This window comes from Streptomyces sp. WAC03905, assembly GCF_057371075.1.
In genome coordinates, this window is sequence record NZ_JBXYDZ010000003.1 from 4,886,109 (window position 1) to 4,899,031 (window position 12,923).

Below are 12,923 nucleotides of genomic sequence, written 5' to 3' on the forward strand. Positions count from 1 at the left end.
TCAGTTCCCGTAGGCCTTGGCCGCGTCCGCCTCCAGTTTCGCCTGGGTGCCCGCCACGTCGGACGGGTTCGCCAGGAAGTCCTGCAGCGCCTTCCACTCGCCCGCGCCCGGGGTTCCGCCGAAGGCCGCCGGTGCCTGGTCGGACATGTCGAAGCGGAAGTCGTCGCCCGCCGCGATCAGCGCCTTGGCGATGCCCCGCTGGATGTCGTTCGGGTACGCCGCCGGGTCGACCGCCTTGTTCGGGGAGACGAAACCGCCCTCGCGGGCCTGGATCTGCGCCGCGTCCGCGGACGCCAGGAAGGTCATGAGCGCCTGCGCGCCCTTCGACGGCTTCAGGGCGACGGCCACGTCACCGCCCGAGACCACCGGCGCCTTCGCGCCGACCGCCGGGAAGGGGAAGACCAGGGCGTCCTCGCCGATCTTCGCCTCGGTCTGCGCGATGTTCACCCCGACGAAGTCGCCCTCGAAGACCATCGCGGCGGCCGGCCGGTCGCCGCCCGTGAAGGTCTGCGTCACCGATTTCGGGAACTCGGTGGCCAGCGCCCCGCTCGTACCGCCCGCGAGGAAGTCCTTGCGCCCGAACAGCTCGGCGAGCGTGGTCAGGGCCTGCTTGACGCTGTCGTCGGTCCACTTGATCCGGTGCTTGGCCAGCTGGTCGTACTTCTCCGGGCCCGCCTGGGAGAGGTAGATGTTCTCGAACCAGTCCGTCAGGGTCCAGCCGTCCGCGCCCGCCACCGAGACCGCCGGGGTGCCCGACGCCGACAGGGTGTCGGCCGCGGCGATCAGCTCCTTCCAGGTGGTGGGCGGCTTGACGCCCGCCGCCTCGAAGGCCTTCGCGTTGTACCAGATCAGCGACTTGTTGGCGGCCTTGTAGTAGACGCCGTACTGGGTGCCGTCGACCGCGCCCAGCGCCTTCCAGCCGGCCGAGTAGTTCTTGTCGAGCTGCGCCTGCGCCTCCGGGCCCACCGGCTGCGCCCACTTGTTCTGGACCGCTGAGACCAGCGCCCCGACCTGCGGCAGCAGCGCGACGTCCGGCGGAGCCCCGCCGGCGATCTTCGTGCCGAGGAAGGTGACGATCGGGTCCTGGGCCGGCACGAAGGTGACCGTGGCGCCCGTCCGCTTCTCGAACTCCTTGAGGACCTTGGTGAAGTTCTCCTGCTCGGGGCCCGTCCAGACCGCCGCGACCTGGAGCTTCTCCCCGTCCAGTTTCGGTAACTCCACCCCGGGCGCGGCCGTGCCGCCCTGCGGCGCCGCAGGCTCCTCGCCGGCGTCGCCCCCGCAGGCGGTGAGCGCCAGCGCGCCCGCGACGGCCAGCGTCGCCCACTTCAGCTGCGTACGGCCCGTTCCGTGCTCGCGCATGGCTCTGCCCCCGATACCCGTGGTGTGTCCCGGACCACAAGGTCTACGCCGACCCGCGCGGCCCCGCAATACCGCGTCGGGGGGACGGGCGCCGGGACCTGCCGCCCCGTCAGGGCGCCGGCGGGAACAGCACGGGTATCGCCGAGACCAGGTGCGCGGCCCGGTCCAGGGCGCTGGCCAGCAGCGCGAGGTCGGTCGGGCCGTTGCCCAGCTCGCGCACGGGCCGGCGGGCCGGCGGGTCGCCCATCCGCTCCCACTCCACCGGGACCACCGTCGGCCGCAGGGTCGCCGTCCGCGGGATCCGCCCCGTGACCCGGCCCGCCTGGAACGGCACCGTCCGGCCGTCCGCGAAGCGGAGCACGCCCCGGCCGGGCCCCGGTTGGTCGGGTGCTTCGAGTTCCACCCGCAGGGCCGCCAGCCGGGCCGGGCCCGTGTCGGCCGTGCGGTCCGGGCGGGACGTGCTCGCCACCAGGTGCACGCCGAGGCGGGCACCGTCGCGGGCCACCGCCTCCAGAGCCCGGACCACCGAACCGGCGGCGCGGCCGGCGCTGCCCAGACCGGGCGCGACCAGCGCGTCGAGGTCGTCCACCAGTACCACCAGGCGCGGCAGCGGGCTCGGCCCGACCGGATCCGTACGGGTGGCGGAGGCGCGCAGCCGGAGCGTCCCCGTCCGCACGGGCTCACCGTGGCCCGGCGCACCGGAGGGCGGGCCGCCGTCGCCGCGCACCTCGCCCGGGGCGGGCCGGCGGGGCGCGACCATCCGGCCGGACACCTCGCGCTGCGCGTGCCACTCGGCGAAGGGCACGCCGTCCAGCAGCTCGGCGCGCCGCTTGAGCTCGGCGCCCAGCGCCTGCGCGAACTCGCGCATGCGCAGCGGGTCGGAGGCGACCAGGTGGGCGGAGACGTGCGGGAGTTCGGTGCAGGACAGCAGCCCGTCGCCGCGCTCGCCGCCCGCCCCGTCGAGGAGGACCAGCCCGAGGCGGTCCGGCCGGGCGCCCGCGGCCAGCGACGCCGCCACCGACCGCAGCAGCTCGGTACGGCCGCTCCCGGCGGGCCCCTCGACGATCAGGTGCGGGCCGTCGTGGACCAGTTCGGTGCCGACGGGGCCGCGCCGCCCGCTGCCCAGCACGATCTCGGCGAGGCCGCCCTGGCCCTGTCCCTGGTCGGTGGCGGCCGCCCAGCGGGCCATCAGGGAGGCCGGGGTGGCCCGGGCCAGGCCCAGTTCGTCCAGCAGCCGCGCCATGGCGGGCAGCGTGGCGGCCGCGGTCCGGCGCGGGCCGCCGACCGCGCCGTCGGTGGGCCGCAGGGGTGCCAGGGCCCGGGCGAACCGCTCGGCCCAGGCGGCGGAGACGGCGTCGGAGACGGCGGTGCCCCCGGAGGGGACCGGCAGGCCGCCGCGGACCGCGAACGTCCGTACGGCCGTGGCCACGTCCCCGCTGAGCAGCGCGACCGCACCGCAGTCCCGGAAGGCGGGAGTGGCCGCGCAGGCGGTCTCGTACGTCTCGGTGACCGGGGAGGCGGGGGTGGCGGCCGGGGCCTCGGCGAGCGCCAGGACGTGGATCCCGGCGGCCGGGCCGTGCGAGGCCAGCCGGCCGGTGATGTCGCGCAGCGCGCCGGTCCCGGGATCGCCGTCGAGGACGAGGAGCGTGTAGGGGCCCGCGTAGGCCGCGGCGGCCTCCCGGACCCGCTCGGGGTCGGCGCTCGCCCAGTGCGTGCCGAGCGGGCCGTCGTCGAGGCGCCGGGTCAGCTCGGCCGTGCGGGCGGCGGCCTGGTCGCGGTCGTACGCGAGGAGCAGGCGGCAGTCCTGGCCGTGCCCGGGCCGCACGTGGGGCAGCCAGCCCAGCCAGCCCCAGTCGCGCCGCCGGTCGGCGAGCGGCCGCGCCCGGTCGGCGCAGACGAGCACGATCTCCAGCTGCCCCGGCGCGTGCAGCCCCGCGAGCTGGGCGACCACCCAGCGCGCGGCCCCGGCCAGCCGGGCCCGCGGGCCGGCGACGCCGAGGGCGCCGACGGCCGGCAGGGACACCCGGCTCCCGGCGCCGAGCCCGACCTCCAGCAGCGCGGCCCCGCCGTCCCGTGCGGACGTACGGGACCACAGGCGCCCGGTGGGACCCATCGCGGCCAGCAGGAGCGCGGCCGGGTCGTCGGGGTGCGGCGCGGCGGCGGTGGCGACGGTCTCCGGGGCGGCGTGCACGACGTCCTCCCCGCGCACCCACTTGCGCGCCCAGGCGCCGAGGCCCTTGCGGCGGCCGGATCCGGTCCGGGCCCCGTCCGGGGCGCCGGCGGCGGGCCCGGGGGCGCCCGGGTGGGCCGGACCGGTCGCGCCGGCCGGTCCGTACGGCCCGGCGGTGTCCGCGGCGGTGCCGGAGGCGCCCGGCGCCGCGCCGCGGACGGCGGTCGGCGCGGGCGCCCCGGGGGTCCCGTACGGCGCGGCGCCGGGGCCGGCCGGGCCGCGGGCGCCCGCGGCCGTCTCCGGGCCGTCGGGGGAGGCACCCGTGGGCCCGGTGGGACCGGTGGGGGCGGCGAGGGCCAGGTGGCCCTCCTGGTCGGGGGTCACCGGCAGCGCGGGCGCCCCGGCGGGCGCCAGCCGCAGGGTGGACTCGCCGACCCGCAGCAGGGCCCCCGGGGGCAGGGCGACGGGCTGGGTGCCGACCGGGGTGCCGTCGAGGGTGGTGCCGTTGGTGGAGTCCAGGTCGGCGACGGCGACCCGGCCGTCGCGGATCACCGTCACCGCGCAGTGCATCCGGGACACGTCGGGGTCGTCCAGCGGTACGTCGGCGTCGCCCGACCGGCCGATGCGGATCTGCCCGTCGTGCAGCAGGTGCACGCCGCCCGCGTCGGGCCCGGCCACGACGTGCAGCTGGGGTGCGCCGAGCCCGTCCTCGGGCAGCACGTCCGGCATCGGCGCGTGCAGTGCCACCACCGCGCCGTCCACCAGCGGCGGCTCGCCCAGCACCCGCCGCTGGAGGTCGAGGCGCTCGGAACCCGCGTACAGCACGACCGTGCCCCCGGTGTCGGGGCCGCCGACGGTGGCTGCGAGGCCGGAGGCGACCGCGGCCAGGGCGGTGCCGGCGGGCGCGGTGACGAGCACGTCACAACTCGCGGGGGCGGTCGCGGTCTGGTGGCCGCTGCGCGACCCGAGGACGGTCAGCCGGATCTGCATCGCCGTCAGCGGTCCCTTCTGCGCGGTGCGCGGTGTGTGCGCCCGGCAGGGGATCGTCGTGACACGACGGTCCGATCGCCCCCGCCCGGCACGGACGCGTCGTCCGGTCAGGTCTGCCCGGAAGGCGCGGCTCCCGTCCCGTGCCGTTCCGTACGGGTGCATCCTCGCACCTGTCGCGGACAACACGCCCGGCACCCGGCAATAAATGATCTTGATCTGCCGCGGGCCGGACCGGGGCCCGGCCGAAAGCGGACCACGAGCGGGGGAAAGAAGGGGAAAATCGCCTCCGGCATACCCCGAAAACGTCACCCTCCGTACATATGTGCGGCAACCAACCTCCGCGGACCGGCGTCTTCCCGGGGGACACCCCCTAGAGTGGGCCGGAAAAACCACTCGACGGAACGACCACAGCAGACGACAGCAGGGGAGCGCGAGACGTGCGGCCAGTCGGCAGTAAATACCTGCTCGAGGAGCCGCTCGGGCGCGGCGCCACGGGCACCGTCTGGCGTGCCCGCCAGCGGGAGACCGCCGGCGCGGAGGCCGCCGTGGCGGGCCAGCCCGGCGAGACCGTGGCCATCAAGGTCCTCAAGGAGGAGCTGGCCCAGGACGCCGACATCGTCATGCGCTTCCTGCGGGAGCGCTCGGTCCTGCTGCGCCTGACCCATCCCAACATCGTGCGCACCCGCGACCTCGTCGTCGAGGGCGATCTGCTGGCCCTGGTCATGGACCTGATCGACGGGCCGGACCTGCACCGGTACCTGCGCGCGAACGGCCCCTTCTCGCCCGTCGCCGCGAGCCTGCTGACCGCCCAGATCGCGGACGCCCTCGCCGCCAGCCACGCCGACGGCGTCGTGCACCGCGACCTCAAGCCGGCCAACGTGCTCCTCGACGAGCGCGACGGGCAGATGAAGCCGATGCTGACCGACTTCGGCATCGCCCGCCTCGCCGACTCCCCGGGCCTGACCCGCACCCACGAGTTCGTCGGCACCCCGGCCTACGTCGCCCCCGAGTCCGCAGAGGGCCGCCCGCAGACCTCCGCCGTCGACATCTACGGCGCCGGCATCCTGCTCTACGAGCTGCTCACCGGCCGCCCGCCGTTCGCCGGCGGCACCGCCCTCGAAGTGCTTCACCGCCACCTCAGCGAGGAGCCGCAGCGCCCCTCGAACGTGCCCGAACCGCTGTGGACGGTCGTCGAGCGCTGCCTGCGCAAGGAGCCGAACGAGCGCCCCAGCGCCGTGAACCTGGCCCGCGGCCTGCGCGTGGTCGCCGCCGGCATCGGCGTGCACTCCACGGGCGCCGAGGTGGAGGCCGCGCTCGGCGTCGGCGCCCTCCTCGCCCCCGACCCCTCGCCGGCCCCGGTCCCCGAGACCCCCGGCGCCGCGGACCCGACCCAGGTGCTGCCCTCCGGGGCGGGCTCCCCGGCGGGTGCCTACGACCCGAACGCCATGACCAGCGTCATGCCGCCGGTCGGCGCGGCCGACGCCACGTCGGTGCTCCCGAGCACCGGGGGCCCCGGGGCCGATCCGACCTCGGTCATGCCGCCCGTGCAGCAGCCCGACGCGCCGCACCCGTGGCAGTCGCAGATGCGGGCCGCCCGCGACCGCAACGAGCAGACGCAGATCCAGCACCTCACCCCCGAGGACGACCCGCTGCGCCGCCGTCCGCAGCGCCAGGCGCCCCCGCCGCCGCAGCACCGGCCGCAGCAGTACCGGCAGGGCCCGCCGCAGCAGCAGCAGTACCAGCAGCCGCAGCAGCCCCAGTACCGCCAGCCGCAGCAGCAGCAGCAGCCGCAGCAGCAGCAGTACGCGCCGCCGCCCCCGCCGCAGCACTACCAGCCGCAGCAGCGCCAGCCCCAGCCGTACCAGCAGCCGCAACAGCAGCAGCCGCAGTACCGGCAGCCGCAGCAGCCGCAGCAGGCCCCGCCGCAGCCGCCGGCCCCGCGCGAGCCGCGCGAGCCGCGCCGCCGCAGCGCCAACCCGGTGCGGATCCCCGGCCTCGGCTGCCTCAAGGGCTGCCTGGTGCTGATCCTGGTGTTCTTCGTGGCCGGCTGGCTCGTCTGGGAGCTGACCCCGCTCCAGGAGTGGATCGGCACCGGCCGCGGCTGGTGGGACCAGGTGTGGACCTGGGGTACGGACATCGTCGACTGGGTGACCGGCATCGGCGACTCCGCACCCGCCTCGGGCGGCTCGTCCGCTCCCTGAGGAGGGCCCAGTCACGCCGACTTCGTGGATTTGTCGACATCCAGGACGTGATTTCGTCCCCAGAAGTGAAGGTCGTCGCGAATCGGGCCCCCTGCTGGCCTCCGAAGCCCACGCGGCCGCGTAGCTTTGGGGCGTACGCCAGCCACTGAGGGAGCAGTCGTGGCACGGAAAATCGGCAGCCGGTACACCGCGCACCAGATCCTGGGGCGCGGCAGCGCGGGCACGGTGTGGCTGGGCGAGGGGCCTGACGGGCCCGTCGCCGTGAAACTGCTGCGCGAGGACCTCGCGTCCGACCAGGAGCTGGTCGGACGCTTCGTCCAGGAGCGCAGCGCCCTGCTCGGCCTGGAGCATCCGCACGTCGTCTCCGTCCGCGACCTGGTCGTGGACGGCAACGACCTCGCCCTCGTCATGGACCTCGTCCGCGGTACGGACCTGCGCACGCGGCTCGACCGCGAGCGTCGGCTCGCCCCCGAGGCGGCCGTGGCGATCGTCGCGGACGTGGCCGACGCGCTGGCCGCGGCGCACGCGGCGGGCGTGGTGCACCGGGACGTCAAGCCGGAGAACGTCCTGCTGGACATGCAGGGCCCGCTCGGCCCGGGCGGCGCGCACCCGGCCCTGCTGACCGACTTCGGCGTCGCCAAGCTGATCGACTCCCCGCGGCGGGCCTCCGCGGGCCGGGCATCGGCGCCCACGACCCGCATCATCGGCACCCCGGACTACCTGGCCCCGGAGATCGTCGAGGGACTGCCCCCGCGTGCGGCGGTGGACATATACGCCCTGGCCACCGTCCTGTACGAGCTGCTGGCCGGGTTCACCCCCTTCGGCGGCGGCCACCCGGGCGCGGTGCTGCGGCGGCACGTGACGGAGACGGTCGTCCCGCTGCCCGGGATCCCCGACGAGCTGTGGCAGCTGATGGTGCAGTGCCTGGCCAAGGGGCCGGCCTCGCGGCTGCGGGCCTCGGAGCTGTCGGTCCGGCTGCGGGACCTGCTGCCGATGCTGGCCGGGATGCCGCCGCTGGACGTGGACGAGCCGGACGACGCGGAGCCGGAGCCGGAGGCCTCGGAGGAGCCGTCCGCCGACCCGGTGCGGCGGCGCGGCGTGGTCCCGCTGGTACCGGGGTCGGCGACCGACTCCAACCGGGACACCCACACCTCGATGCGGGTGCCGGGGCCGGACGAGCTGGCCGGCGGGGCGCTGGGCACGGCCCGCGTCCCGAGGCCGGCCGGCGGTCACCGGCCCGGCTCGGCCCGCCACCGCGCCGAAGCCGCCCGCAAGCGGCGCCTGACCCTGTCGGCGGTCGCCGTGGCCGTGGCGGCCGCGGTCGGGCTGGGCGGCTGGCTGGCCTTCTCCGGGGGCGACGAGCCGCAGCCCCGCCAGGACAACAAGCAGTCGGGCCCGCGGCACCCGTAGCCGGGGGCGCTGCCGCCGGACCAGCGCCATGCCGGCCCCTCCGGCGTGTGGGGCCGCGGGTCCGGGCGGAGCCCGGGGAGACCGCCCCGACCCTGCCGCCCCGCCCGGGAGGGCCTACGCCGCGGCCAGTTCCGGGTGCCAGCGACGTGCCACGGCGGGGTGGGCGCGGACCCAGCCCTTCAGCTCGTTGCGGCCGTACTCGGCGTGCAGCGGGTTCGACGCGTCGTGGGCGACGCCCGGCGCCGAACGCAGGTACTCGCCCGGCACCGTCTCCACCACCGCGTCCAGCCGCGGGTTGTAGAAGAACGGCACCGAGAACCGCTCCACCGCCCCCGGCGGGCTGACCACCCGGTGGTCGGTCGCCGTCAGGTAGCCCTCGGTCGCGATCTCCAGCAGCTCGCCCAGGTTCACGACGAAGGCCCCGGGCATCGGCGGCACGTCCACGTACGCGCCGTCCCGGACCACCTGGAGGCCGCCCACCGAGTCCTGGAGCAGGAGGGTGAGGAAGCCGTAGTCCTTGTGCGCGCCCACGCCCTGGTCGGCACCCGACGGGGCGGATCCGGGGTAGCGGATCAGCTTGGTGTGCAGGTGGGGGCGGTCGAAGGCCGCGTCGAAGAAGTCCGCCGGGGCGCCGATCGAGACGAGCAGCTCCTGGAGCAGCCGGTGCGCCACCGCCGCCAGGCGGGACTGCCAGTCGAGGACCACGGTACGGAGCTCGGGGAGGGCCGCGGGCCACTGGTTCGGGCCCTCCAGCCACAGGTACGCCGGGTCGTCCGGGCCCACCACCGGTGCCGGCCGCTCCGCGCCCACGTCCAGCTGGTCGCGCCAGTCCGAGGCGCCGCCGGTCAGCTCGTGCCCGATCCGGGTGTACCCGCGGAAGTGCGGGGAGTTCAGATTGCTCACCGCGAGCCGGTCGGCCTCCGGCAGGGCGAAGAAGGCCCGGGTCAGCTCCAGGATGCGGGCGCTCTCGGCGGCGGTGACGCCGTGCCCGGTCAGGTGCAGGAAGCCGGTGTCCCGGGCGGCCGCGTGCAGCTGCTTCAGGAAGTCGGCCCGCTGGGCCGGGTCGTCGGCCTGGGAGAGGTCCAGGACGGGGAGGGAGTGCGCGGACGGCATGACGGCTCCGTTTCGGATGTCACGGGGTCCTGTTCCCCAGAGGTGGCGGGGCCGCGGGTGGGGCGGGGTCGCCGGCAGGGTTGGCGCCGGGACCGCTGGGGCCGCGTTACAGGACCAAGTCGGATCGGGGTGGATCAGGCTTGGGTGAGGTCCGGCGGCTGACAGCTCGTCGTCGTGACGCGCATGTAGTCCACATGGCGGCGCTTGACGAGGAGAACGGTCATACGGTGAGCGTACGCCCGTACGAGCCTTCATCAGAACGGGTGATCCGGCCTGCCCGGACGGGCTTGCCCGGGGACCGGCTACGCTGGACCCGTGGCAGTCGTCGATGTTTCCGAAGAGCTGAAGTCCCTCTCCTCGACCATGGGGTCGATCGAGGCCGTCCTGGACCTCGACAAGCTGAGGGCAGATATCGCCGTGCTCGAGGAGCAGGCCGCCGCGCCGTCCCTGTGGGACGACCCGGACGCCGCCCAGAAGATCACGAGCAAGCTTTCGCACCTCCAGGCCGAGGTCCGCAAGGCCGAGACCCTGCGCGGCCGCATCGACGACCTCGGGGTGCTCTTCGAGCTCGCCCAGGAGATGGACGACGCGGACACCCTGGCCGAGGCCGAGACCGAGCTGGCGTCCGTCCGCAAGGCGCTGGACGAGATGGAGGTCCGGACCCTGCTCTCCGGCGAGTACGCCGAGCGCGAGGCCCTGGTCAACATCCGTGCCGAGGCCGGCGGCGTCGACGCCTCCGACTTCGCCGAGCGTCTCCAGCGCATGTACCTGCGCTGGGCCGAGCGGCACGGCTACTCCACGGAGATCTACGAGACCTCGTACGCGGAAGAGGCCGGCATCAAGTCGACCACCTTCGTCGTCAAGGCCCCCTACGCCTACGGCACCCTCTCCGTCGAGCAGGGCACCCACCGCCTCGTGCGCATCTCGCCCTTCGACAACCAGGGCCGCCGCCAGACCTCCTTCGCGGGCGTCGAGGTGCTCCCGGTCGTCGAGACCAGCGACCACGTCGAGATCGACGAGTCCGAGCTGCGCGTCGACGTCTACCGTGCCTCCGGCCCCGGCGGCCAGGGCGTCAACACCACCGACTCGGCCGTGCGCATCACGCACATCCCGACCGGCATCGTCGTCTCCTGCCAGAACGAGCGCTCGCAGATCCAGAACAAGGCCAGCGCCATGAACGTCCTCCAGGCCAAGCTGCTGGAGCGGCGCCGCCAGGAGGAGCAGGCGAAGATGGACGCCCTCAAGGACGGCGGCAGCTCCTGGGGCAACCAGATGCGCTCCTACGTCCTGCACCCGTACCAGATGGTCAAGGACCTGCGCACGGAGTTCGAGGTCGGCAACCCGCAGGCCGTCCTCGACGGTGAGATCGACGGCTTCCTGGAGGCCGGTATCCGCTGGCGCAAGCAGCAGGAGCAGACCGCCTAGGATCACCCCGGCACGCGGGAAGGGCCCGGACACCACGAGGTGTCCGGGCCCTTCCGCTGCATGTGATCGGTACGCGGCGCGGGCACCGACGAGCACCGGCGTCGACCACCGCCCGCCCGCAGAGCGCCCGCTAGGCGGTCTGCTGGGCGACCAGGACCAGAGCTGCCACGAGGACCACCATGAGCACGATGAGCGCCACGGGGTTCAGGCCGGAGAAGGGGCCCTCCTGCTGGAGGCGCTCCCGGTTCGCCCGGCACACCGGGCAGCGGCCCTGGCTGACGGGAGCGGCGCAGTTCGCGCACACGAGCCGGTCATATGTCATGCGCTCCTCCTCTCGTCCCCTCGTCTTCCACTGCCTATAACGGCGTGGGGAACCGGACCGTTCCCCCTACCACTGTGCCAGCTTCGCCGACATTCGGCGCGGCCCCTCCGGGCAATCGCGGTCGGTACCCCCCTGACCACGGGATAAAGCGGACAAGTCCGGATGCCGGGTCCCCACCTCGCGCCCGTTCGCGTATGGTCACGCACACCTACTCCCGGCGACCGTGGTGCACCCGTGATCCGATTCGACAGCGTCTCCAAGTCCTACCCGAAGCAGAGCCGTCCCGCACTCAGGGAAGTCTCCCTCGACATCGCGAAGGGCGAGTTCGTCTTCCTGGTCGGCTCGTCCGGCTCCGGCAAGTCCACGTTCCTGCGCCTCATCCTGCGCGAGGAGCGGGCGAGCCACGGCCAGGTGCACGTCCTGGGCAAGGACCTCGCCAAGCTCTCCAACTGGAAGGTCCCGCAGATGCGGCGCCAGTTGGGAACCGTCTTCCAGGACTTCCGCCTGCTGCCCAACAAAACGGTGGCCGAGAACGTCGCCTTCGCGCAGGAGGTCATCGGCAAGCCCCGGGGCGAGATCCGCAAGGCCGTTCCGCAGGTCCTGGAGCTGGTCGGCCTCGGCGGCAAGGAAGAGCGCATGCCCGGCGAGCTCTCCGGCGGTGAGCAGCAGCGCGTGGCCATCGCCCGCGCCTTCGTCAACCGCCCGGCCCTGCTCATCGCGGACGAGCCCACCGGCAACCTCGACCCCCAGACCTCCGTCGGGATCATGAAGCTGCTGGACCGGATCAACCGGACCGGCACCACCGTGATCATGGCGACGCACGACCAGCAGATCGTCGACCAGATGCGCAAGCGCGTCATCGAACTCGAACAGGGCCGACTCGTGCGCGACCAGTCGCGCGGCGTCTACGGCTACCAGCACTGAAAGGCCCTTGAGAGTCATGCGCGCCCAGTTCGTCATGTCCGAGATCGGCGTCGGCCTCCGCCGCAATCTCACCATGACCTTCGCGGTCATCATCTCCGTGGCCCTGTCCCTGGCCCTGTTCGGCGGCTCCCTGCTCATGAGCGAGCAGGTGGGCAGGATGAAGGGCTACTGGTACGACAAGGCCAACGTCTCGATCTACCTCTGCAACAAGCAGGACGCCCAGGAGGCCGGCGCGGCCGCCAACAGCGGGGGAGGCGGCGCCGGCGGTGTCGCCACCTGCCGCAAGGGCGCCGTGACCGACGAGCAGAAGAAGCAGATCGAGTCCGAACTCAAGGCGATGTCCCTGGTCAAGTCGGTGACCTACGAGTCGGCGGACGAGGCGTACAAGCACTACCAGGAGCAGTACGGACACACCGCCCTGGCCTCCTCCATCACCCCCGACCAGATGCAGGAGTCCTTCCGGGTCAAGCTGAAGAACCCGGAGAAGTACAAGGTGGTCACCTCGGCCTTCGCGGGGCGGGACGGCATCCACACCGTGGACGACCAGCGCCAGGCGATCGACGACCTCTTCCGGATCCTGAACTACCTCAACATGGCCGCCGTGGGCATCATGGCGATCATGCTGATCGTGGCGCTGCTGCTGATCGTCAACACCGTGCGCGTCTCGGCGTTCAGCCGCAGGCGGGAGACCGGGATCATGCGCCTCGTGGGTGCCTCCAGCTTTTACATCCAGGTCCCCTTCATCATGGAGGCCGCCGTCGCCGGCCTCATCGGCGCGCTCTTCGCCTGCGTCATGCTCGTCTCCGGCCAGTACTTCGTCATCGACCACGGCGTCGGCCTGCGCGACAAGATCCAGCTCATCGACTTCATGGGCTGGGGATCGGTGCTGGCCAAGCTCCCGTACGTGCTGTTCATCGGCCTCCTGATGCCCTCCATGGCGGCCTTCATCGCCCTGCGCAAGTACCTGAAGGTGTGACAAGCGCCCCGTGAGCGGTCCGGTCAACCATCC

The 12,923-nt window shown here is 74.0% G+C and carries 9 protein-coding genes; 5 read left to right on the plus strand and 4 right to left on the minus strand.

All coding sequences use genetic code 11. The annotated features are described in order from the left end of the window. Positions 1-1,359 carry an ABC transporter substrate-binding protein gene (locus AC2RP6_RS24535; RefSeq protein WP_486448154.1) on the minus strand — a complete coding sequence of 453 codons (1,359 nt, stop codon included), beginning with the start codon at positions 1,357-1,359 and terminating at the stop codon, positions 1-3. A 109-nt stretch (positions 1,360-1,468) separates the two neighbouring features. Beyond that, positions 1,469-4,519, minus strand: coding sequence for an FHA domain-containing protein (locus AC2RP6_RS24540; RefSeq protein ID WP_486448155.1), 3,051 nt, complete (start codon positions 4,517-4,519; stop codon positions 1,469-1,471). A 437-nt stretch (positions 4,520-4,956) separates the two neighbouring features. Between AC2RP6_RS24540 and AC2RP6_RS24545 the strand changes: the two genes are divergently transcribed. Both AC2RP6_RS24545 and AC2RP6_RS24550 read left to right on the plus strand, forming a co-directional pair. Then, positions 4,957-6,720 (plus strand): serine/threonine-protein kinase, encoded by a 1,764-nt coding sequence (locus tag AC2RP6_RS24545; protein ID WP_486448156.1) that lies wholly within the window; start codon positions 4,957-4,959, stop codon positions 6,718-6,720. Positions 6,721-6,879: 159 nt separating this feature from the next. Continuing rightward, complete coding sequence (locus AC2RP6_RS24550; protein WP_486448157.1) at positions 6,880-8,130, plus strand: serine/threonine-protein kinase; 1,251 nt, start codon at positions 6,880-6,882, stop codon at positions 8,128-8,130. A 114-nt stretch (positions 8,131-8,244) separates the two neighbouring features. Here the strand turns inward: AC2RP6_RS24550 and AC2RP6_RS24555 are convergent, their stop codons facing one another. Then, positions 8,245-9,243, minus strand: a complete 999-nt coding sequence (locus AC2RP6_RS24555; protein WP_486448158.1) for an isopenicillin N synthase family dioxygenase — start codon at positions 9,241-9,243, stop codon at positions 8,245-8,247. 315 nt (positions 9,244-9,558) lie between these two features. Here AC2RP6_RS24555 and prfB point away from each other — a divergent pair, with 315 nt between their 5' ends. Further along, a complete protein-coding gene (prfB, locus tag AC2RP6_RS24560; RefSeq protein ID WP_486448159.1) occupies positions 9,559-10,668 on the plus strand; it encodes a peptide chain release factor 2 in 1,110 nt (369 codons plus the stop codon). A 130-nt stretch (positions 10,669-10,798) separates the two neighbouring features. On the opposite strand, the gene AC2RP6_RS24565 is transcribed toward prfB, so the two are convergent. Then, positions 10,799-10,990, minus strand: coding sequence for a hypothetical protein (locus tag AC2RP6_RS24565; RefSeq protein WP_030662818.1), 192 nt, complete (start codon positions 10,988-10,990; stop codon positions 10,799-10,801). Between the two features lie 234 nt (positions 10,991-11,224). Between AC2RP6_RS24565 and ftsE the strand changes: the two genes are divergently transcribed. Together ftsE and ftsX are read left to right on the plus strand one after the other, a co-directional pair. Beyond that, on the plus strand, positions 11,225-11,914 hold the full coding sequence (gene ftsE, locus AC2RP6_RS24570; RefSeq protein WP_030011324.1) for a cell division ATP-binding protein FtsE: 690 nt from the start codon (positions 11,225-11,227) through the stop codon (positions 11,912-11,914). A 16-nt stretch (positions 11,915-11,930) separates the two neighbouring features. Beyond that, positions 11,931-12,890, plus strand: coding sequence for a permease-like cell division protein FtsX (gene ftsX / locus AC2RP6_RS24575; RefSeq protein WP_486448160.1), 960 nt, complete (start codon positions 11,931-11,933; stop codon positions 12,888-12,890). Positions 12,891-12,923 lie beyond the last annotated feature (33 nt).

What these genes read in the sequence shown, in the direction of transcription:
- ftsX (WP_486448160.1), top strand. Translation starts at nt 11,931, where the DNA reads ATGCGCGCCCAGTTCGTCATGTCCGAGATCGGCGTCGGCCTCCGCCGC.
- AC2RP6_RS24555 (WP_486448158.1), bottom strand. Translation starts at nt 9,243, where the DNA reads ATGCCGTCCGCGCACTCCCTCCCCGTCCTGGACCTCTCCCAGGCCGAC.
- AC2RP6_RS24540 (WP_486448155.1), bottom strand. Translation starts at nt 4,519, where the DNA reads ATGCAGATCCGGCTGACCGTCCTCGGGTCGCGCAGCGGCCACCAGACC.
- AC2RP6_RS24535 (WP_486448154.1), bottom strand. Translation starts at nt 1,359, where the DNA reads ATGCGCGAGCACGGAACGGGCCGTACGCAGCTGAAGTGGGCGACGCTG.
- AC2RP6_RS24565 (WP_030662818.1), bottom strand. Translation starts at nt 10,990, where the DNA reads ATGACATATGACCGGCTCGTGTGCGCGAACTGCGCCGCTCCCGTCAGC.